The sequence below is a fragment of the Marinobacter sp. genome (assembly GCF_048269445.1).
Taxonomy (GTDB): domain Bacteria; phylum Pseudomonadota; class Gammaproteobacteria; order Pseudomonadales; family Oleiphilaceae; genus Marinobacter.
This window is the reverse complement of record NZ_JBLXIQ010000003.1, coordinates 210537-231134: the sequence shown is the minus strand read 5'-3', so window position 1 is coordinate 231134 and position 20598 is coordinate 210537. Positions and strand designations below refer to the sequence as shown.

The following is a 20598-nucleotide window of genomic DNA, read 5'->3' as shown; positions in this document are numbered from 1 at the left end:
ATTGGTTACAATCCCGCCCTGATTTCAAAACACCCGAGGATTTTCTATGGATGCCGCCGAAGTAACCGAGCTGGTCAAAAAGGCACTGCCCGGCTGCGAAGTGCAGGTACAGGTTGATGGTACCCATTATATGGTCGTCGTGGTGGGTGATGTATTCGAAGGCCTGCCGACCATCAAGCGCCAGCAGCTGATCAACAAGGCGCTGTTCCAGCAGATCATGGATGGCGCAATTCACGCACTCCATCCGAAAGCCTTTACTCCGGCTGAATGGGCTGAGCGCCAAGGCTGAAGAGCCCATACAAGACAGGATATTTATTGTGGACAAACTTCTGATCAGGGGCCGCAAGCCCCTGGATGGTGAAATCCGGATTTCCGGTGCCAAGAACGCTGCTCTGCCTATTCTGGCAGCGACCCTGCTGGCGGATGAGCCGGTGACCGTCGGCAATCTGCCACACCTGCACGACGTAACCACCATGATCGAGCTCCTGGGCCGCATGGGCGTTGAAGTGATCATTGATGAGAAGATGAGTGTGGAAATCCACGCTAACACCATCAAGCACTTTCACGCGCCCTACGAACTGGTGAAGACCATGCGGGCTTCCATTCTCGTGCTGGGCCCGCTGGTCGCCCACTTCGGTGAAGCGGAAGTATCCCTGCCCGGTGGCTGCGCCATCGGTAGCCGCCCGGTAAACCTGCACATTCACGGCCTGGAAATGATGGGCGCGGACATTACCGTCGAGAATGGCTACATCAGGGCCAAGACCAATGGCCGCCTCAAGGGCGCCCATATCTTCCTCGACACGGTCACGGTAACCGGCACCGAAAACCTGATGATGGCTGCTGCGCTGGCTGACGGTAAAACCATCCTGGAAAACGCCGCCCGCGAGCCCGAAGTGGTGGATCTGGCCGAGTGTCTGATTGCCATGGGTGCCGACATCAAGGGCCATGGCACGGCAACCATCGAAATCAACGGAGTCGAGCGCCTGCACGGCTGTCATTACAACGTGCTGCCAGACCGTGTCGAAACCGGCACCTACCTGGTCGCAGCCGCCGCAACCGGCGGCCGGGTAAAGCTCAAGGATACCCGAGAAGAACTGCTCGAAGCGGTTCTGCTCAAGCTTGAAGAGGGCGGGGCTCACATCAGTACAGGCCCGGACTGGATTGAACTGGACATGAAAGGCAACCGCCCGAAAGCGGTGAGCATCCGTACAGCGCCTTATCCGGCGTTTCCGACGGATATGCAGGCCCAGTTCGCCGCCATGAACGCAGTTGCCGAAGGCTCAGGCACCATCGTGGAAACCGTGTTCGAAAACCGGTTCATGCATCTGCAGGAACTGATCCGAATGGGCGCGGACATCACCCTCGAAGGTAACGCTGCCATTATCAAGGGCGTCGACCATCTGACCGGCGCACCGGTCATGGCCACGGACCTCAGGGCATCCGCCAGCCTGGTGATCGCCGGCCTCGTGGCCGACGGCGATACCATCGTAGACCGTATTTACCATATTGACCGCGGATACGAGTGCATCGAAGAGAAGCTGCAGTTGCTGGGTGCCACCATCCGCCGACTGCCGGCGTGAATGACATCAACGGGAAACCGGAAGAATCCATGACAGATTCCATCACCATCGCCTTGTCGAAGGGACGAATCCTGGAAGAAACCCTGCCGCTGCTGGCGGAAGCCGGCATCGAGCTGGTTGACGACATCAAGAAATCCCGCAAGCTGGTGTTTCCGACCACGGATCCCCATGTACGGGTGCTGATCATCCGCGCGACCGATGTGCCAACCTATGTTCAGTATGGTGGTGCGGATCTGGGTGTGACGGGCAAGGATGTCCTGATGGAGCACGGTGGGGAAGGCCTCTATGAGCCTCTGGACCTGAACATTTCCCGTTGCCGCCTGATGACGGCTGGTCCGAAAGGTCAAACTCCACCGCCTGGTCGTATCAAGGTGGCGACAAAGTTTGTGAACCTGGCTCGCCGTTACTACTCGGCACAGGGTCGTCAGGCGGACATCATCAAGCTTTATGGTGCAATGGAGTTGGCTCCTATTCTTGGTTTAGCTGATGAGATCGTGGACATTGTTGATACGGGGAATACCCTGAAGGCCAACGGCCTTGAAGCCCGAGAATTGATCGAGAACATCAGTAGCCGGTTGGTGGTAAATCGCGCGTCCATGAAGATGAAACACGAGCGTATTAATCCCATAATTGAAAAAATGTCCGCAGCCGTGGAAAAGCGCCGGCCATAGTGCAAGAGCCGGTCAGGAAGGGCTTTCCAGTTTGAGCCTTGGGGCTGAAGCGATCGGGGCAGGCATTCCAAAACACGCTCCCTGCGGCACATCCCTGTGGCGCTTGGGCTCCGCCATCCCTGGCTCCGCACAGTTTTGGAATGCCTGCCCCGATCGCTTCGTCACACTGCGTTGCCTGGAAAGCCTTACACTTTTAGTTAGTATCCCGCATTGCTGGCGGGTATCCGGCAGAAGCAAGTCAACAATCCAGAGCAGGATTTGAGTTATGACCGTTAGCATCAAACGACTGAACGCCTTGAATAGTGACTTCGACAGCTCGTTGGCCAAACTTCTGGCCTGGGACGATAGCGTTGATCATCAGGTGAGCGAGTCGGTGCGTCATATCCTGCATGAGGTGAAAACCCGTGGTGATCAGGCGGTTCTGGAATTTACTGAGAAGTTTGATCGCCTGAAGGTGGGCAGCGTTGCTGATCTGGAGATGAGCCAGAGCCGTCTGCAGCAGGCTCTGGAAGCGATCCCACGGGACCAGCGCCAGGCACTGGAGAAAGCAGCTGACCGGATTCGGGATTATCACGAGCGGCAGAACCAGAAATCCTGGCAGTACGAGGACGAAGACGGAACCGTGCTTGGCCAGAAGGTCACACCACTTGATAGGGCAGGTCTCTACGTGCCGGGCGGCAAAGCCGCTTACCCATCTTCTGTACTGATGAATGCCATTCCGGCCAAGGTTGCGGGTGTGGGCGAGGTGATCATGGTTGTCCCCACGCCAGACGGTGTTGTGAACGATATGGTCCTGGCCTCTGCGGCTATTGCCGGTGTTGATCGCGTTTTCACAGTGGGTGGCGCCCAGGCAGTGGGTGCGCTGGCCTATGGCACCGAAACCATACCTGCCGTCGATAAGATCGTCGGCCCTGGTAACATCTTCGTTGCTACGGCAAAGCGGGAGGTCTTCGGTGTGGTTGGCATCGACATGATCGCAGGTCCTTCGGAAATTCTGGTGATTTGCGACGGCAAAACCGACCCGGACTGGATCGCCATGGATCTGTTTTCCCAGGCCGAGCACGATGAGCAGGCCCAGTCCATCCTGATCAGCCCGGACGCCGCGTTCCTCGACGCAGTCGAAGCCAGCATTAATAAACTGCTGCCCACTATGGAGCGCGCCGACATCATCCGCACTTCCATCACCGACCGCGCAGCCCTGATCCAGGTCGCCGATTTGAAAGCCGCCGCCGCTGTCTCTAATCGCATTGCTCCGGAACACCTGGAGCTGTCGGTGGAAGACCCCGAGGCCATGCTCGAAGACATCCGCCACGCCGGCGCCATCTTCATGGGCCGCTACACCGCCGAAGCCCTCGGTGACTACTGCGCCGGCCCGAACCACGTACTGCCCACCAGCGGCACCGCTCGGTTCTCGTCGCCGCTGGGCGTCTACGATTTTCAGAAGCGGTCCTCCCTCATTGGCTTCAGCGCCGAGGGAGCGAATCGGATGGGACGTGTGGCATCAGTACTGGCACGGGGCGAGGGGTTAACCGCCCATGCACGGTCAGCGGAATATCGAATTAAGGATTAAGTTAGTCGAATCTACCCCTTATGTACGCAGGCATGTTGGTGACCGCCTTTCCGGGAATGTAGAGGGCCATGGATGGCTCGAAACAAGCGCACATGGATGTGCTCGTAGCGGTTCCCGGAAAGGCGGTCACCAACATGCCGTAAGCTCGGAGCCTAAAATGAGCAAATTTTGGAGCCCATTGGTCAACGACCTGGTCCCTTACGTCCCAGGCGAGCAGCCAAAAATGGCCAACCTGGTGAAGCTGAACACCAACGAAAACCCCTTTGGCCCTTCGCCAAAAGTCATAGAAGCCATCCAGGCCGAACTGAACGACAACCTCCGTCTCTACCCGGATCCGGAAGGTGAAAGTCTGCGCCAGACCATTGCCACCTACCACGGCATCAAGCCCGAACAGGTCTTCCTGGGCAACGGCTCCGACGAAGTCCTGGCGCACATTTTTTATGGCCTGTTCCAGCACGGCGAACCCATTCTGTTCCCGGACGTTACCTACAGCTTCTACCCGGTGTACTGCGGCCTCTACAACATCGAGAGCAAAATTGTACCGCTCACTGACAGCTTCGAGATCAACCCGAAAGACTACAAACAGCCCAATGGCGGCGTCATCTTCCCGAACCCGAATGCGCCGACAGGCCGTTACCTTGGATTGCAGCATGTCGAAGAAATCCTGCTCGCCAATCCAGACCGCGTGGTTGTGGTAGACGAAGCCTACATTGATTTTGGCGGTGAAAGCGCAGTTACCCTGGTCGACCAGTATCCGAACCTGCTGGTTTCCCAGACGCTTTCCAAGGCCCGTTCTCTCGCGGGCCTGAGAGTGGGTTTTGCCGTGGGGCACCCGGACCTGATCGAAGCGCTGAATCGCGTAAAAAACAGCTTCAACAGCTACCCCCTTGATCGTCTGGCCCTTGCCGGCGCCAAGGCAGCCTACGAAGACGAAGCCTGGTTCCGGAAATGTTGTGACGGCGTGATCAGCGAACGGGAACGGGTAACGGCAGCCCTCGAGGGCCTTGGTTTTGAGGTGTTACCCTCGAAGGCAAATTTCATCTTTGCCCGCCATAAAGAGCAGCAGGGCGAGGTTTTGGCAAAAGGCCTGAGAGAGCAGGGCATTATTGTTCGGCATTTTAACAAGGCCCGTATTAGTGACTTTTTGCGGATCACTATCGGCACACCGTCTCAGAATGATGCCTTGATTGCTGGCCTCCAGTCACTCTAGCCTTCGGGTTATCGGGTGGAGCAGGGCGGCGATCACGTTTCGGAAACCGCTACGAGCACCCGCAAGCGGGTCCGGCCAGCAATCACAGATTGCTGTCGTGCGTTTGTCGCATGAAGCTTTGCTTCATAAGCGCTCGGCCGCACCCATGTGCGCTTGTTTCCGGCCATTCATGGCCTCCAACATTTCCGAAACGTGATCGCCGCCCCGCTCTTCTAACTTCGAAGATATAGCCCCGTCGGGAGATTTTTATGGCAGATCGAAACGAGATCCTTACTAGAATCGAACAATGGCTTCAGCCCGGTGACTTTCAGGACTACTGTCCGAATGGTCTGCAGGTTGAAGGCAAGTCCGAAATCAAGACCGTCGTATCCGGCGTAACCGCCTCGAAAGCCCTGATCGAAGCCGCCATTGAGGCGAACGCCGATATGATCCTCGTTCACCACGGCTATTTCTGGAAAGGCGAAGACCAGCGCATCCAGGGGATGAAACGTGAACGCCTGAAACAGCTTCTCGACAACGACATCAACCTCGTCGCCTACCATCTGCCGTTGGATGACCACCCCGAATACGGCAACAACCGCCAGTTAGCGGACGTTCTGGGCATAAAAAACCCACGCCCGTTGGGTGGTCTGGTCTGGGAAGGTGAGCTTGAAGAGGCGATGTCTCCAGAGAAATTCGGCTCGCATCTCGCCAGACAGCTCCATCGCGAGCCCTTATGGGTTGGCGAGGGCCCTAGCTTGGTTAAACGGGTAGGCTGGTGCACCGGCGCCGCACAAGGATTCATCAATACAGCCCTGGAAGCCGGCCTCGATGCCTACATCAGCGGCGAAATATCCGAACCGACAACGCATACAGCAAGAGAATGCGGCATTCATTATTATGCCGCCGGCCATCACGCCACTGAACGTTATGGTGTGCAGGCTCTCGGGAAGGCGTTGGCTAATGAGTTTGGCATAACGCACAAATTCATCGATTGCGATAATCCGGTTTAACGAGAGTGAAAGCACCAAACGCGCAGTCTTATAGAATTCAGGGCATCAAGCCTGCTGAGGCTTGTCGCCCTTCTTGAGACCGAAGTCCTCAGCAAGCGTCCCGGAATCCTTCGGGTCCGTCTTGGGAGCATAATCCCTCGGCGGCTCAACGCCATCCTCACGAACCTCCTCCAGACGCTTCCTGGAAGTCTCCTGCGCCAGCTCCTCCATCCAGTCTTCATCATTACAAAGACGGTTGGCACCACGTGCCAGATGCTGGTTTACATCCCGGTAGACATCATTAAACCGGCGCAGCAAATGGGCCGATTCCATGAAATGCTCATTCACCTGGGCCTGGTAGCGCGTGTACTCGCTTTTCAGTTCGTCAATCTGCTGTTCCGCCCGGCGCTGCCGAAGCGTCGTTCCCTGCCCGGAACGGCCAACAAATACCCCGATGACAATGCCAACAACCAATGCGGCAATCGCTGCCAGAATCAGGTTTGTCATATGCTGTGTCGTCCTTTTTACCTAGAAGTGAGCCAAGCCCCTGTAACCCGAGTATAACGCCCCGGGCTCCATCATCCCATAATTGTGGCCTGCGCCAATCGTCGTATTGCTCCCCTGGCGCCCAACGTGGCGAAAAATCGCCAAATGCGAGACAATACTGCGCCCAAATTTACGACCAACTTCCGGGAATACCTTGATGACAGTTCCGATGTCCTCCGAAAACAATGCGACCCTGACCCCTTGGCAACGTTACCAGAAGGATCTTGAACGCCCGGATTTTCAGAAGGACCCGGCCCAGGAAGATGCTGTCAAGCGACTTCAATCACTGTACGACAAACTGGTGGAAGCCGAAAGCGATCGTAACAAGGCAGTGACCAAACTGCGCCGCAAACTGAAAAAAGGTCGGGAAAAGCCGGTTAAGGGCCTGTATTTCTGGGGCGGAGTCGGCCGCGGTAAAACCTACCTGATGGACACGTTCTACGAGTCCCTGCCGTTCGATCGCAAAATGCGGGTTCACTTTCACCGTTTCATGCAGCGGGTTCATAACGAACTCAAATCCCTCAAGGGCGAAAAAAACCCCCTGGAGCTGGTGTCCAAGAAGTTTGCGGACGAGACCCGGGTTATCTGCTTCGACGAATTCTTCGTCTCGGACATCGGCGATGCCATGATCCTCGCCACCCTGATGGACGGCCTGTTCAGTCGGGGCGTCACCCTCGTGTGCACGTCCAATATCGTGCCAGACGGACTATACAAAGACGGCCTTCAGAGAGCTCGGTTCCTGCCTGCCATTGAACTGGTCAAACAGCACACCGATGTGGTCAACGTCGACGGTGGCGTCGACTATCGGTTGCGGACTCTGGAGCAGGCAGAATTGTTCCATTCGCCCCTGGACGAGGACGCCGACGTCAGCCTCCGGAAAAGCTTTGATGGACTGGCGGTTGAGGCCGGAAAGCACAGTAAGACCATGGAAATCAACGGTCGAAAAATCCCGGCTCAGGCCCACGCGGACGACGTGGTGTGGTTCGATTTCAAAGACGTCTGCGATGGCCCCCGCAGCCAGAACGACTACATCGAAATGGCCCGCCAGTTCCACGCCATCATCGTCAGCAACGTGCCAGTGCTGGGCAAGGAAAAAGACGACCAGGCCCGTCGTTTCATCAACATGATTGATGAATTTTACGATCGCAACGTCAAAGTCATCATCTCTGCCGCCGCGCCCATCACCGAACTCTACACCGGCGGCCGCCTGAGCTTCGAATTCGAGCGTACCGAATCCCGCCTGCTGGAAATGCAGTCCCGGGAGTACCTCGAAGCACCGCATAAACCATAAAAAACATTGATATTGAACCGACAGAGAGATTCAGCCATGAGCAATGACAACATAGTAATCGTAAGCGGTGCACGCACCCCCATGGGCGGCTTCCAGGGCAGCCTGGCCGGTGTCAGCGCTACTGACCTGGGCGCCATCACCATCGCCGAAGCCGTAAAGCGCGCCGGCCTGCAACCTGCCGACGTGCAGGAAGTGATCATGGGTAACGTGCTTCCCGCCGGCCTCAAACAGGGCCCGGCACGCCAGGCCATGCGCAAGGCCGGTTTGCCGGACAACACCGGTGCCACCACCATCAACAAACTCTGCGGCTCCGGCATGAAAGCCGCCATGTTCGCCCATGATCTGATCAAGGCCGGCAGCAACGACATCATGGTCGCCGGCGGCATGGAAAGCATGTCCAACGCCCCTTACATCCTTCAGGGCGTTCGCACCGGCTATCGGATGGGCCCGGGCCAGGCGCCCCAGGACCACATGTTCCTCGACGGGCTGGAAGACGCCGAAACCGGTCGCCTGATGGGCGCCTTTGCCCAGGAAATGGCAGACAAGAAAGGCTACACCCGCGAAGAAATGGACGAATACGCCATCACCTCGCTGACCCGGGCCAAGAAAGCCATCGAAGCGGGCCTGCTGAAGGACGAAATCATCCCGGTCACCGTAAAAAACCGCAAAGGCGAAGTGGTTGTCGAAGATGATGAACAACCCCACAACGCCAACATCGAAAAGATCCCCAGCCTCCGCCCAGCCTTCTCCAAAGACGGCACCGTAACCGCCGCCAACGCTTCCTCCATCTCCGATGGCGCCTCCGCACTGGTTCTGATGCGTGAATCCGAAGCCGAAAAACGTGGGCTCAAACCCCTGGCCCGAATCGTTGGCCACAGCACACAGTCCCAGCATCCATCCGAGTTCACCTGCGCTCCGGTTGGTGCCATCGAAACCCTGTTCGGCAAAACCGGCTGGAGCAAGGAAGACGTCGACCTGTTTGAAATCAACGAAGCCTTCGCCATGGTTGCCATGATGCCGATCCGCGAACTCGGGCTGGACCCGGAGAAAGTCAACATCCACGGCGGCGCCTGCGCCCAGGGCCACCCAGTCGGCTCCACTGGCTCTCGCCTGCTGGTTACCCTGATGTATGCCCTTCAGCGTTACGGCAAAAAGAAAGGCATCGCGGCACTGTGCATTGGTGGTGGTGAGGCGACTGCCATGGCGATCGAGATGCTCTAAAAACCCACCAAAACCAAAGTGGTTGCAACGAAAATTGTTGTCTATAGTGATTCTGTGCGACGAAACCCGGCGGTAATAGAGGTGTGAGAGCAAAATCATACTTTTGACTGATCAAAGCGCTCGAAGGCGTTAGCTATAGTGCCAACATCACGAGCACTGTGCACGAAGCCTCCAATACATCGTGAACACCAATAATCAGAGCAGCGACTCAGAACAACAATGGAGTAGCCTTCCAATGACAAGAAAAACATACCAATGGCAGCGTTGGACCAAATTACCGCTGGCCGTGGCAGTTGCAGCCGGAATGTCCGGTCAGGCAGCAGCCTATTCGTTTTACATGGGAGATGTGGAAGCCCAGTTCAACACCACGCTGTCCGCCGGTGTCGGTTGGCGAGTCGAAGATCGCGATAAACGCCTCATCGCTCAGGGTAACCTTGGCCCTGAGTATGCTCCAGGCGGCTCACTCGCGAATATCGGTGCCTCCACCAACAACTACGACGACGGCAACCTGAACTTCGAAAAAGGCGACACCTACTCCAAAATCGTTAAAGGCAACAGCGAACTTTACCTCAACTACGACGTCGACAGTACCTACCTGACACGAGTCGGTGGCTTGCTCCGGGGCCGCTACTGGTATGACTTTGAACTGAAAGACGAAGGCCGTGCTGTTGATTACGTTGGCCAGCGCCGCGAACTGAACGACGAAGCCAAAGGCAACGCCTCTGGTGGGGAAATCCTCGACGCCTATGTATTCTCGGACTGGTACTTCGGTAATGTTCCGGTCAGTCTCCGTTATGGCAAACAGGTGCTGAGCTGGGGTGAGAGTACCTTCATCCAGGGCGGTATCAACGTTATCAACCCGGTAGACGTTCCCGCCTTCCGGGCGCCTGGCTCAGAGCTGAAAGACGCCCTGCTGCCTGTTGAAATGTTCTACATGTCTGCCGGTGTGACCGAGAACATTACCCTGGAAACCTTCGTGCAGGCCGACTGGGAACCCATTCGCGCTGACGACTGCGGCACCTTCTTCTCCACCAACGATTTTGCATCAGACGGCTGTGGCCCGGTTTTGCTTGCCGGCCAGTTGTCGGATTCCCAGGCACTGGCCCAGGGCTTTGTCGCGCCACGCCTGGGTGACAATGAAGCCGATTCCAAAGATCAGTTCGGTGTCGCCATGCGCTGGTACGTGCCGGCCCTGAATGATTCCGAGCTGGGCTTCTACTACATCAAGTACAACAGCCGTCTGCCCTACGTCAGCGGCACGGTGAAGGATACCGGAGAGCAGTTCCCCTCCTACTTCATCGAGTACCCGGAGAACATCAACCTCTACGGCATCAGCATCAACACCACCACCCCGGGCGGCTGGTCACTGGGTGCGGAATACTCCTATCGCGACAAGCTGCCCCTGCAGTGGAACGCCTTCGAGCTGCTCTACGGCGGTGTTCAGCTGGATAACCCGGTGGACGGCACCGATGTAAGTCTTCTCGAGCAGCGTAGAAAGGAAGAATTTGGAGGCGAAATCCCACCGGGCTCCAAGGTTAAAGGCTACGACGAGTTCGGCGTGTCGCAGGCCCAGTTCACTCTGATCAAGTTCTTTGACCAGGTAATGGGCGCAAGCCGCCTCTCCCTGATCACGGAATTCGGCGCGACCTACGTGCATGACCTGCCGGATTACGATCAGGCTCGTTACGGTCGATCAGGTACTTTCGGCGTGGGAACGATCCCAAGCGCTGGCGGTCTTGATGCCTGTAAGTTGGGTGTAAACATCAATACCAACTATTGTAACAACGAAGGCTTCACAACCGACTTCTCCTGGGGTTACCGTACCCGGCTGGTGTGGAGTTACCCGAACGCGCTTGCGGGTGTTAATCTGTCACCGCAGCTGGCTTGGAGCCACGATGTTGAGGGTTACAGCCCGCAACCAGGCGGCGCCTTCAACGAGGGCAGCAAGGCTATCGGCCTGTCCGTTGAGGCGGTTTACCAGAACAAGATCACCGGTGAAATCGGCTATACAAACTTTTTCGGCGGCAAGCCGTATAACGAGTTGACTGACCGCGATTTCGTGAGTGCAAGTGTTTCCTACTCATTCTGAACCGGCAAAAATTCGTTTAACGAGGGAATTTAAATGAAACTGAACAAGAAACTACTGGCCACAGGCGTTCTGGCAGCGAGCATGTTTGCCGGCCAGGCCTGGGGTGCGGTTTCTGCTGAAGAAGCGGCCAAGCTGGGTGATTCACTGACACCGATGGGTGCAATGAAAGCCGGCAATGGTGGGGAAATCCCCCCGTGGACAGGGGGCGTGACCACGCCTCCGGCCAACTACAAGGGTGACGGCATATACGTAAGCCCTTACCCCGACGAAGAGCCGAAGTTCACCATCGATCAGAGCAACGTTGAACAGTACAAAGACAAGCTGTCCCCGGGGCAGGTTGCCATGATCAAGCGTTACGACGACTACTTCATGCCGGTGTATGAAACTCACCGCTCTGCGGCCTACCCGCAGGAAGTCATGGAGCAGACCGTTGAGAATGCAACCAAGGTTGAGTTGATCAAGGATGGAAATGGCCTGGGCAACTACCAGTCTGCGACGCCCTTCCCGATCCCTCAGAACGGCCTGGAAGTGATCTGGAACCACATTACCCGCTACCGCGGTGGGTCGGTCCAGCGTAACGTTGGCCAGGTAACACCAACCGAGGGCGGCGACTTCTCTGTCGTGAAATTTCAGGACGAGCTGACCTGGCGTACCTACCTCAAAGATTACAGCCCGGGTGAAGATCCGAACGTGCTGTTCTACTTCAAGCAGGCTATTACCGGTCCGGCTCGCCTGGCCGGTAACGTACTGCTGGTTCACGAGACCATCGATCAGGTTGCTGAGCCACGTCGTGCGTGGGTCTACAACGCTGGTCAGCGCCGCGTTCGCCGTGCGCCCCAGGTAGCCTACGACGGACCGGGTACGGCCGCAGATGGTATGCGTACCTCTGATAACTTTGACATGTTTAACGGTGCACCGGATCGTTACAACTGGGAGCTGGTCGGTAAGAAGGAAATGTACATTCCGTACAACTCCTACAAGCTGGTTGACCGGAGCCTGACCTATGATCAGATCATCAAGGCCGGCCACATAAATCAGGATTTCACCCGCTATGAACTGCATCGAGTATGGCACGTGCGTGCAACTCTGAAAGAGGGTGAGCGTCACATCTATGCCCAGCGTGACTTCTACGTCGATGAAGACTCCTGGCAGGCCTCGGTAATTGACCACTACGACGGTCGTGGTGAGCTCTGGCGTGTTGCTGAAGCCCACAACATGCAGTTCTATGACCAGAACGTTCCCTGGTATGCCATAGAGACACTGTATGATCTGCTTTCTGGTCGTTATCTGGCCCTTGGCCTGACAAACGAAGAAGAAAACCCATATGAGTTTGGTGTTGAGCGTAGCTCCAGGGATTACACTCCCGCGGCACTTCGCCGCGCGGGTACCCGATAAGCGCAACCTCAAAGCATGAATAAAAACGGCGGGCCTTTGGGCCCGCCGTTTTTTTAACACGCCATAAAATCCTTTTACGTCAAAATTTTGCAGCCCGCCCCTCAATTGGTTTAACCTTCTTCTCATACTAAAGGCGTACCCGATGCCGGTCGCCACTCAAAAGTCAGTGCAAAGATCCACTATTCCGGCGGTATTAGGCAGTTCAGGCCGGATTTAACTGGGGCAGTGCGTGAAACGATTCAATGATGGCTGTGCAGCCAACGATGAATTCCAGTCAGCGAACAGTGGTCTTCAGCGGGGTGAATTGGTCAGGGACCTGCTCCGGCAAAGGGTGCAGATTCCTGCCGTGCCGCCGGATTCAATGGTACGGCCGAAGCTCGACAGCAAGATTTCCGAGGCGCTGAATGCCAGCAGTGTTCTGTTTATTGAGGCGCCTTGTGGTTACGGCAAATCCCATGCTGTGGTCAGCGCCCTCGGTGACTCCGGTGTGCCGAGCGATCAGGCCCGCTGGATTGCGCTGAATGCCCAGGACAACGCTCCATCACGCTTTCTGACGCTGCTCGCCATTGCCCTGGACCTGCCCGAGACCCCGGAGCAGGGCCATCAGAGTGGCGCCGCCTTCTCCGACACCCTGGCAATGATGCAGGTGGTGCTGGCCCGCAAGAGCGCGGAGCAACCACGGGTTCTGGTACTGGACAATCTGCAGAATCTCGGCAACCCGGCCGTAGTCGAACTCCTGCAACAACTGGTTGCAGGCTTCCCGGCTGGCTCCTCGATTGTACTCATTTCCCGTAAAGCACTGCCTTTTGAAACCCACGGTCTCGAGCTTGAAAACCGGTTTACCCGAATTGGTTCTGAGGCACTGGAGTTCTCACGCTCAGAAACCTTCGACTTCTTTCAGCCAGTCATGGCACGCAGCCAACTGACCAGCGTGGCCGTTGACAACCTGTACGACATCACCGAAGGCTGGGCTACGCCCTTGGCGCTTTATCGTCGTGAAGTGTCACGGAATCCGGAGAGAAAGCCGATACAGGAAACGGCGGGTGTGGAACGATTCCTGAAAGAATCGGTGCTTGGCGGCCTCACGCCAGGCCAGCTTCGATCCCTGCGCGGCATTGCCGAGCTGGAGCTGTGTTCCGATGAGCTGTTTCTGGCCCTTGAATCGCTGTTACCAGACACCGGCTTCGTTCCCTCCCAGGCCGTTGACCGAGGTCTCCCTCTCAAGTCACTGCCCGGCCGGGGACGGTGGTATCGGCTTAATCCCTTGATGCAGGAATGGCTCAGAGCCCCCATGATGGCAGGCTACTCCGAGCGGATGCTTCAGGCCAGTCGATGGTTTGGTGTGCGGGATCAGTTCCCGGAAGCCCTCAAATACGCCCTGCTGGCCGGAGACGCTGACGAAGTTATCCGAATCGCCTCCGAGGGCTCCGAAGCCTTGCTGCTGGGGCAGGATACGGCGTCATTGCTCAGGCTTCGCAAGAGTCTGCCTGCCCAGTTGCTTGAGCGCAGTGCCCGCCTGAGGATTGTTTACAGCTGGGTTCATGCCATTGGCGGGCAGTTCCATCAGGCCAGAGCCCTCGTTGAAGGTCTGCCGGAGTCTGATCGGGAAGAGCACGGGGCACGGATCTGCGCTCTCAAGGCCTTTATTCTGAGGGGCGAGGGCAGTGTGGGCCCGGCACTGGACATGGCCGACAAGGCCCTTTCGGAAGGTGAACTCAGTACCCAGGGGCAACTGGTGACGCAGATGGTACGTTCCAGTGCCCTGTGCGCGGCTGGTCGCTTCCAGGAAGCCCGGGAAGCCAACCGGGCCGCTGCACGGCTGGCCCGGGAAGCTGGGGATTCGGGCTCGGAGGCGCTGGCGGTCTATGCCCATGCCCGCATCGAGTTGGGCAAAGGTGCTCTCAAGCACGCTGAGCAATTACTGCGCACCGGCCTGGATACGGCCATGCAGGAGCTGGCCCGGCCGGCACGGATTGGTGAAACCCGGCTTCAATTGAACCTGGTATTGGTGCTCTGGCACCAGGGCCGGGAAGCAGAAGCCGACCGGCTGCTGGTAACCTGTGGTCGGCATGCCGAACAGACCCGGGATCTGGGGCTGCTGCTGGCGATGACCATCAGGGTGCTGATGTGCCGGGCTCAGGGCCGGCTGGAAGATGCTTTTGTCTGGATAGGCAGGGCCGAGCGCACCATGCATTCCTGGCAGGTGGATGAATCGCTGTTCGTGCCGGTTCTTGAGGCCCTCAAGGCCAGCTGCTGGCTGGCCCAGAATCAGATCGACAGCGCCGAGCAGGCAGTCAGCAAACTTGCACCCTACCGGGAAGCGGGCTGCGTGCCGGAACTGTTTCCGATGATGCCGGGCCTGCTGGACTGTCTGCAGGTCCGAATTGATCTGGCCCGCAATGACCTGATCCGTGCCAGGAAAACCCTACAAGGCATTCGTGAACGCTATGAGGGCACGATCCCCTGGGGGGTTGAACTGCATATGCGGTTGCTTGAAGCGGTTATTGTTCAGGATGAAAAAGGTCCGGTGGTTGCCCAGAAGATTCTGACCGCCGTGGTTATCGAAGCGGCTCGCGAGCACTTTATAAGCCCGTTCTCGGAATTACGGGGAGAGCTTCAGGATCTGATGGAGAAGGGCTTCGGCCAGCTGCCGGAGGGCCCATTCAAGGAGGCCCTGGGAAATCTTTTCGAGCTGAAACCCGAGGCCAGTGGTATCGAAGTCCTGGCGGAGCCGATCAGTGAGCGGGAGCAGAGCGTGCTGGAGCTGATTGCCAAGGGGCTTTCGAATCAGGAAATTGCCGACAAACTGCACATTTCCCTGCATACCGTGAAAACCCACGCCCGGCGCATCAACGCCAAGCTGGAAGTAAAATCCCGCACTCAGGCTATTGTGCGCGCCCGAGAACTGGGGTTGCTTTGAGTGCTTCGATCCTGGCGTCTTTCTCGGCCCAGATCTCACTGACCCAGCGCTGAAACGCGGCCCGGGTTTCCCGGTTGTTTTCGTAATCCATCCTCAGAAATTCCCCGGGAATCTCGCGTACACGAACGTCGACGATGATTCTCCGGATACGTCCGCACAGGTAATCCCAGAAACTGGCCCGGCCGTGGGGGTAAACAATGGTGACATCCAGCATGGTGTGAATCTTCTCGCCCATGGCCTCAAGCACAAACGCCGTGCCACCGGCCCTCGGCTTTAGCAGGTGCCGGTAGGGTGAGTGCTGACGGTCGTGTTTTTCCGGCGTAAACCGGGTCCCCTCCATGAAGTTGAAGACGGTCACCGGGGTGTAGCGGAATTTCTCGCAGGCAGCCTGCGTTGCGGCAACATCCTTACCCTTCAGTTCCGGCCGTTTGGCGATCTGCTCTTTGGTATGCCGGTGCATGAATGGAAAATCCAGTGCCCACCAGGCAACCCCCAGAAACGGAACCCAGATCAGCTCCTTTTTCAGGAAAAACTTCAGCAGCGGAATCTGACTGTTCAGAACGTATTGGATGGCCGGGATATCGGCCCAGCTCTGATGGTTACAGGTCACGAAGTACCAGTGCCGCCGGCTCAGGTTCTCCACTCCCCGAACCTCCCACGCCACCTTGTGCAGCAGGTCCATCAGCAGGTTGTTGAAGCCGATCCATACCCAGGCAATGGTGTTCAGAACCACCGTGCAGCCTTTGCGAATGGCAACAATGGGCAGCACCAGCTTGAGCAGGGCAAAGGCCAGCAAAACGGGAAACAGGACTAGTGTGTTACACAGGATAAGCAAGGCCGCCAGGGTTCCCTTCAGCGGCGCAGGGAGGAAATTAACCATGGAAGAGTGTCTCTAACCTTCGGCTGGGGTACCGTTCACTGAAGATTGCCGGGGTAGCAGCCTGGCTTCGGTTTCGGCGGATGCCAGCTGTTCCAGACTGTCCGGAGTCAGGTTGCGCACCACGCTCCGGAAATCGTTGTCATAAAACTCCAGGTTGTTGTAGTGAATCATGGCCCGGATCTCTTTTATGTACTCTTCACCGCGCTCAGAATAGCCAAGCAGGCCCTCCGCAAGGTCCAGGCCGGAAAGCGAGGCATTGTTGCGTCGATCCCTAAGCCGGACATCCCTCAGCAGCTGGTAGGTGGGGTGGCGGTTCAGGTTCTGGATGTAGGCTCGTACCGAGCGGTAAGGCGACGAAAAGTCCGCAACCTCATGGCTGGCACCTTCGACCCGCCCCCGAGGCACCAGGCCGCAGCCTTTGGAAAAGCACCACTGACCAAACAGATTGTTGCCTTTGACAGCAAAGCGCGAGGTACCCCAGGCGGATTCATTGGCAGCCTGGGCCAGAATCAGCGAGGGCGGAATCACATCCAGGCGTTTGCGAAGCAGGGCAAACTGCTCCTTGCTTCCGGGTTCGGCATCCACTCTCAGGCGCTCGGACTGCTGGGCCAGCCAGCGGTATTCCTTGGCGGTCAGTTCCTTCTTGCTGGCCAGGCTGTCGAGATAATCCCGTTCAATCAGAATTCGTGAGTTGGCCAGAACAATGCGCGGATAAAGGAACGAGAAAAACGCCGCCTTCTTTTCGGTGGTATCCCGATAATTAGAGAAGTCCGGCAGGTCCTCGTTGGCCCAGCTGGGCAGTGGGGGCAGGGAGGACAGTGCGGGTTCAAATCCACTGTTGTCGGAACGGTTCTGCCCGACGCTCGCCGATGGCGTGTAGAGACTGCCCCCGATCGCAAACGCAATCAGCGGAACCATCAGCATAAGAGCCCGTTTAGGTGCAGACATAAAACCTCTCGTCCAAATCGATATGGCAATGATTATAACAGGTTGTACGAGCGGGTTTGCCAGTTGGGTTTTCGGGCATGGCTGCGGGCAGGTCAGGGGGCACGCGTGGCAATCACCAGCCCCGCCTGCTCCTCGCTGCCGTCTGTCGTCCGGAACCGCAGGAAGAACTGGTCCTGGCTGCCCGTGTAAAAGCCTTCGAGCACCAGGCTGCCGGCACTGAACCGGACCCGGCCATCACCGGTTTGGGTGTAGGTCAGGGCAATGTCCGGATCTGCCTGAAGTTCCGGCGTTGTCACCGTCTCATTGTTCACCGAATGCCTGCTGGTCAGGGTAATGGGCGAGAGCGTTGCTGTCGTGGAAGCGTCAATGGTCAGCAGGGCATTGTCGAAATGCCGCAGCCGGTTGGTATCCGGTCCCAGCCCCAGCGCCACCCCCTGAAGCCGGAACTGGCCGGTAGACGGGGCGCTGTTGGTGGTCTGTTCCGCGGCGATCAGAAGCCCGTCGCCCATGGGACTGTCGTCCAGGTTGAAGGCCATCAGGGTGCCGTCCGGGGTGCTGGCGCCAATGCCAATGTCCGGTTGTTCGAAGTCCCCTGAAGCGGTGTTTATGTCCAGGTTCAGCCGGCCAATATCCTCATTTTTCGTGCTTAGCCGGGACGTCCGGCTGCTCAGGGTCCAGGAGTCCGTGCGAATGCCGGTGTTGTCGGTGGCAACGCCTCCGGCATCGCCCCTGCGCACGGTCGTATACATCTGGGACTGGCTGACGGTGCCGGAGTTGACCTGCCACTGGCCAAGCCCGGTTTCAATCGCCATCGGCACCGCCCCGTCGCTGAAGCGGGTTGCCAGGTACAGAATGTTGTAATTCCTGCCATTGAGTGAGCTTGCATCGAAACCTTCCTTGCGCAGCAGATTGATCTCAAGCACTGACAGATACTGGTCTTCGAGTGTGCCGAGCCGCCGCAACTGGTCGCCTTCGGCTTCCAGTTCAATGGCCTTGCCCGCGCTGAAATAGCCGCTGATCACCCGGTCCGGCCCCGTGGTTTCATCCACGGGAAGGCTGGTGAAGGCATTGAGGTAGTAGGGGTTGCGGGTCCAACCGATGATCTTTGAGCTGCCCCGGCCGGTAATGCTCTGGAACAGGGCCCGGCCAGCCAGCAGGCGGGTGTCTTTCAGCAGGGTGGCAGCACCGGGAGAGGAGGAGTGGGTGTTACGTTCCCAAGCTTCAGAGCCGCGCACAAAGAAATTGTTACCGTCCTGATGGATCAGGGCTTCGCGGTCATAGGGAATGTCATTCGCCAGGGAGGTAACCCTGATGTTGAAGGCATCAAAGCTGGTCAGGGTCAGGGCCGGGTATACGTAGCCGGTGCCATTGTCGTCTTCCAGCACTTCTTCCTGGGCGGTGCGAACACCCCATTGGCCAGAGTCCGCCAGGGACGCTTCCAGAAAGGTCTGGTCCAGTTCGATACCCAGGAATACCGAGTTGTAGTCTGCCGAGCTGGCGCTGATCTTGCCGGAAGACGACTCATCCAGCACCGCGTAGTCGGCCATGGCGCTCACATAACGGGCGAAATCACCCCGCGCGGAGAGTAAGTCCAAGGCCTCCTGCAGGTCGGCCCCGGAGGGAATGTCGATCTCGAAATCGTGAACCTGGTCGGCCAGGGTCGACCACACGTATTTGTTCAGGCAGAGCTCGCCGTTGGCATCGGCGACACAGTCCAGGATGGTCTGGAACTCCCCGGGGGTGTAGTTGCTCAGGGTGTTCCGCACCAGGTACTCGGAGAACGGATTCACCTTCACATCCCGGTCGGCATCGGCGGCGAGGGCCCGCATGCGGGTGTTGCCATAGACAGCTTCAATGATCACGTCCGGGCCCAGAGGCAGGCCGTCGGTGAACGCGATAATGGTAAAGCCTTCGCTGTCGGTGCGGGTGGAGATCGGTGGTTCGCCCAGGGTCTGCAGGGCCGTGTTGGTGGCGTAAACACTCACCCGGTCCGGCTGCACGATTCTCAGGTTACGGCGCGTGAGTTCGCCATCGCTGGTTACGCCATCCGGCACTTCCATGGTAATCCGGACTTCGTTGGTTTCCAGCCCGCGCGCGTTGGTGGAATCGCCGGTGCTGCCTGAACTGAAGTCATCCACCGGGTTGCTGCTGCCGGCAAAATCATTGGGCTGGGTACGCGCTCCCTGAAGGGCATCTTCGCCGCTTCCGCATCCGGCGGTGATCAACAGGGTGGAGCAGAGCAGTAAACCAAAACTGAATCGCATACCTGGCTATCCGTGCAGAAAGTACAGGCAGACAGTCTAACAGTCGGTTTTTCGGGAAAGCGTGAGGAAAAGCACGAAAGAGCTACGGGAAAGGCACAAATCGGGCGCCTGAGACTTCGTTTGGCGATCTCAGGCGCCCGTTATCAACCCCTTACAAAGAGGCAAGAATCAGAAGAAGATCTTCATGCCGGCCATGACACCTTCGTCCAGATTCACGTCACCGCGCAGCGGGCGATCCAGCTCGGTGTTCAGGTAACGATAACCGGCAAACACCTCCGCATTGCGGATAACCCGGTAGCTGCCACGCAGCTCCAGGCTGGTCATGTCATCAGAATCGCCGAACGAGAGAATGCTGGGTGCGTAGTGCAGGCCGCCGGTTAAGGACAGGCCCGGCACGTTCGGAATGTTGACGGTGGCAAAACCGCCAAGAGCCAGGGCGCCGCCATCAGCCCGGCTCTGATCCCAGTAGATACCACGCATTCCAATGCCGGCAGTGGTGGGCAGGTTGCCCAGAGCGGTGCGGCCCTGGGCATGGAAATCCACGTTCAGGATGTCACGGCTGCCTTCGTGATAGGTGTAGCCCGTGCCCAGCTGGATGTCGTTGTTGCTGCCAAAGAAATTCACTTGGCCTTTCACCGAATCGTTGGTCAGGCTCAAATCGACGTCGCCTGCGAATGCCGGGGCGGCAGCCAGGGAGAGAATCATCAGGGAAATCCGGGACGCTTTCATGTGTGCACCTTCGGTAAGTTATTAATTGATTTGGCCGTATGGTAACGGGGCGCCTGAGACCACTCAACTTAAAAGGCGGTAATTCCCTGTCGCCTCAGCGTTTCGGGTTTCGGTTCAGGCGCTCAGTGCCGGGTGGTTTCCCCGCCCTGGTCCAGGTCCTCCGGTGAGGCGTTCTCTGCGGGTACCCGGTACTCCTCGTTGGCCCAGGCCCCCAGGTCGATCAGCTTGCAGCGCTCCGAGCAGAACGGGCGCCAGGGGTTGGATTCCGTCCATTCCACGGATTTTTTACAGGTTGGGCATTCAACGTTCATGG

Annotated in this window: 17 protein-coding genes; 11 read left to right on the top strand and 6 right to left on the bottom strand. The window is 57.7% G+C overall.

Annotated elements, in window-relative coordinates:
• Positions 1 to 46: 46 nt before the first annotated feature.
• The 6 genes from ACN0XM_RS07330 to ACN0XM_RS07305 all read left to right on the top strand — a co-directional run bounded on the left by ACN0XM_RS07330 (position 47) and on the right by ACN0XM_RS07305 (position 6023).
• Positions 47 to 289 carry a BolA family protein gene (locus ACN0XM_RS07330; RefSeq protein WP_417566275.1) on the top strand — a complete coding sequence of 81 codons (243 nt, stop codon included), beginning with the start codon at positions 47 to 49 and terminating at the stop codon, positions 287 to 289.
• Between the two features lie 28 nt (positions 290 to 317).
• Entirely contained in the window at positions 318 to 1580 is a 1263-nt protein-coding gene (murA, locus tag ACN0XM_RS07325) for a UDP-N-acetylglucosamine 1-carboxyvinyltransferase (RefSeq protein ID WP_417566274.1), read from the top strand.
• 29 nt (positions 1581 to 1609) lie between these two features.
• Positions 1610 to 2251, top strand: coding sequence for an ATP phosphoribosyltransferase (gene hisG / locus ACN0XM_RS07320; RefSeq protein ID WP_417566273.1), 642 nt, complete (start codon positions 1610 to 1612; stop codon positions 2249 to 2251).
• Between the two features lie 265 nt (positions 2252 to 2516).
• A complete protein-coding gene (hisD, locus tag ACN0XM_RS07315) occupies positions 2517 to 3821 on the top strand; it encodes a histidinol dehydrogenase (RefSeq protein ID WP_417566272.1) in 1305 nt (434 codons plus the stop codon).
• A gap of 157 nt (positions 3822 to 3978) precedes the next feature.
• Positions 3979 to 5031, top strand: a complete 1053-nt coding sequence (gene hisC / locus ACN0XM_RS07310; protein WP_417566271.1) for a histidinol-phosphate transaminase — start codon at positions 3979 to 3981, stop codon at positions 5029 to 5031.
• 248 nt (positions 5032 to 5279) lie between these two features.
• Positions 5280 to 6023, top strand: coding sequence for a Nif3-like dinuclear metal center hexameric protein (locus ACN0XM_RS07305; protein ID WP_417566270.1), 744 nt, complete (start codon positions 5280 to 5282; stop codon positions 6021 to 6023).
• Between the two features lie 45 nt (positions 6024 to 6068).
• Here ACN0XM_RS07305 and ACN0XM_RS07300 read toward each other — a convergent pair whose 3' ends face one another.
• Entirely contained in the window at positions 6069 to 6509 is a 441-nt protein-coding gene (locus tag ACN0XM_RS07300) for a YhcB family protein (RefSeq protein WP_417566269.1), read from the bottom strand.
• A 232-nt stretch (positions 6510 to 6741) separates the two neighbouring features.
• On the opposite strand from ACN0XM_RS07300, the gene zapE reads away from it, so the two are divergent.
• The 5 genes from zapE (at position 6742) to ACN0XM_RS07275 (ending at position 15464) form a co-directional block, all read left to right on the top strand.
• Positions 6742 to 7839 carry a cell division protein ZapE gene (gene zapE / locus ACN0XM_RS07295; RefSeq protein ID WP_417566596.1) on the top strand — a complete coding sequence of 366 codons (1098 nt, stop codon included), beginning with the start codon at positions 6742 to 6744 and terminating at the stop codon, positions 7837 to 7839.
• A 36-nt stretch (positions 7840 to 7875) separates the two neighbouring features.
• Entirely contained in the window at positions 7876 to 9060 is a 1185-nt protein-coding gene (locus tag ACN0XM_RS07290; protein WP_417566268.1) for a thiolase family protein, read from the top strand.
• Positions 9061 to 9295: 235 nt separating this feature from the next.
• On the top strand, positions 9296 to 11149 hold the full coding sequence (locus ACN0XM_RS07285; RefSeq protein WP_417566267.1) for a DUF1302 domain-containing protein: 1854 nt from the start codon (positions 9296 to 9298) through the stop codon (positions 11147 to 11149).
• A gap of 33 nt (positions 11150 to 11182) precedes the next feature.
• Complete coding sequence (locus ACN0XM_RS07280) at positions 11183 to 12544, top strand: DUF1329 domain-containing protein (protein WP_417566266.1); 1362 nt, start codon at positions 11183 to 11185, stop codon at positions 12542 to 12544.
• 229 nt (positions 12545 to 12773) lie between these two features.
• A complete protein-coding gene (locus ACN0XM_RS07275) occupies positions 12774 to 15464 on the top strand; it encodes a LuxR C-terminal-related transcriptional regulator (RefSeq protein ID WP_417566265.1) in 2691 nt (896 codons plus the stop codon).
• On the opposite strand, the gene ACN0XM_RS07270 is transcribed toward ACN0XM_RS07275, so the two are convergent.
• The 5 genes from ACN0XM_RS07270 to yacG all read right to left on the bottom strand — a co-directional run bounded on the left by ACN0XM_RS07270 (position 15430) and on the right by yacG (position 20596).
• Positions 15430 to 16344, bottom strand: a complete 915-nt coding sequence (locus tag ACN0XM_RS07270) for an acyltransferase (RefSeq protein ID WP_417566264.1) — start codon at positions 16342 to 16344, stop codon at positions 15430 to 15432. The two genes, ACN0XM_RS07275 and ACN0XM_RS07270, sit on opposite strands and share 35 nt — an antisense overlap.
• A gap of 12 nt (positions 16345 to 16356) precedes the next feature.
• A complete protein-coding gene (locus ACN0XM_RS07265; protein ID WP_417566263.1) occupies positions 16357 to 17292 on the bottom strand; it encodes a glucosaminidase domain-containing protein in 936 nt (311 codons plus the stop codon).
• Between the two features lie 92 nt (positions 17293 to 17384).
• A complete protein-coding gene (locus ACN0XM_RS07260; protein WP_417566262.1) occupies positions 17385 to 19556 on the bottom strand; it encodes a hypothetical protein in 2172 nt (723 codons plus the stop codon).
• Positions 19557 to 19724: 168 nt separating this feature from the next.
• On the bottom strand, positions 19725 to 20285 hold the full coding sequence (locus ACN0XM_RS07255; RefSeq protein ID WP_417566261.1) for a YfaZ family outer membrane protein: 561 nt from the start codon (positions 20283 to 20285) through the stop codon (positions 19725 to 19727).
• A gap of 122 nt (positions 20286 to 20407) precedes the next feature.
• Complete coding sequence (yacG, locus tag ACN0XM_RS07250; RefSeq protein WP_088556790.1) at positions 20408 to 20596, bottom strand: DNA gyrase inhibitor YacG; 189 nt, start codon at positions 20594 to 20596, stop codon at positions 20408 to 20410.
• Positions 20597 to 20598 lie beyond the last annotated feature (2 nt).

What these genes read in the sequence shown, in the direction of transcription:
- ACN0XM_RS07330 (WP_417566275.1), top strand. Translation starts at nt 47, where the DNA reads ATGGATGCCGCCGAAGTAACCGAGCTGGTCAAAAAGGCACTGCCCGGC.
- hisG (WP_417566273.1), top strand. Translation starts at nt 1,610, where the DNA reads ATGACAGATTCCATCACCATCGCCTTGTCGAAGGGACGAATCCTGGAA.
- hisD (WP_417566272.1), top strand. Translation starts at nt 2,517, where the DNA reads ATGACCGTTAGCATCAAACGACTGAACGCCTTGAATAGTGACTTCGAC.
- hisC (WP_417566271.1), top strand. Translation starts at nt 3,979, where the DNA reads ATGAGCAAATTTTGGAGCCCATTGGTCAACGACCTGGTCCCTTACGTC.
- ACN0XM_RS07305 (WP_417566270.1), top strand. Translation starts at nt 5,280, where the DNA reads ATGGCAGATCGAAACGAGATCCTTACTAGAATCGAACAATGGCTTCAG.
- ACN0XM_RS07300 (WP_417566269.1), bottom strand. Translation starts at nt 6,509, where the DNA reads ATGACAAACCTGATTCTGGCAGCGATTGCCGCATTGGTTGTTGGCATT.
- ACN0XM_RS07290 (WP_417566268.1), top strand. Translation starts at nt 7,876, where the DNA reads ATGAGCAATGACAACATAGTAATCGTAAGCGGTGCACGCACCCCCATG.
- ACN0XM_RS07285 (WP_417566267.1), top strand. Translation starts at nt 9,296, where the DNA reads ATGACAAGAAAAACATACCAATGGCAGCGTTGGACCAAATTACCGCTG.
- ACN0XM_RS07280 (WP_417566266.1), top strand. Translation starts at nt 11,183, where the DNA reads ATGAAACTGAACAAGAAACTACTGGCCACAGGCGTTCTGGCAGCGAGC.
- ACN0XM_RS07270 (WP_417566264.1), bottom strand. Translation starts at nt 16,344, where the DNA reads ATGGTTAATTTCCTCCCTGCGCCGCTGAAGGGAACCCTGGCGGCCTTG.
- ACN0XM_RS07265 (WP_417566263.1), bottom strand. Translation starts at nt 17,292, where the DNA reads ATGTCTGCACCTAAACGGGCTCTTATGCTGATGGTTCCGCTGATTGCG.
- ACN0XM_RS07260 (WP_417566262.1), bottom strand. Translation starts at nt 19,556, where the DNA reads ATGCGATTCAGTTTTGGTTTACTGCTCTGCTCCACCCTGTTGATCACC.
- ACN0XM_RS07255 (WP_417566261.1), bottom strand. Translation starts at nt 20,285, where the DNA reads ATGAAAGCGTCCCGGATTTCCCTGATGATTCTCTCCCTGGCTGCCGCC.
- yacG (WP_088556790.1), bottom strand. Translation starts at nt 20,596, where the DNA reads ATGAACGTTGAATGCCCAACCTGTAAAAAATCCGTGGAATGGACGGAA.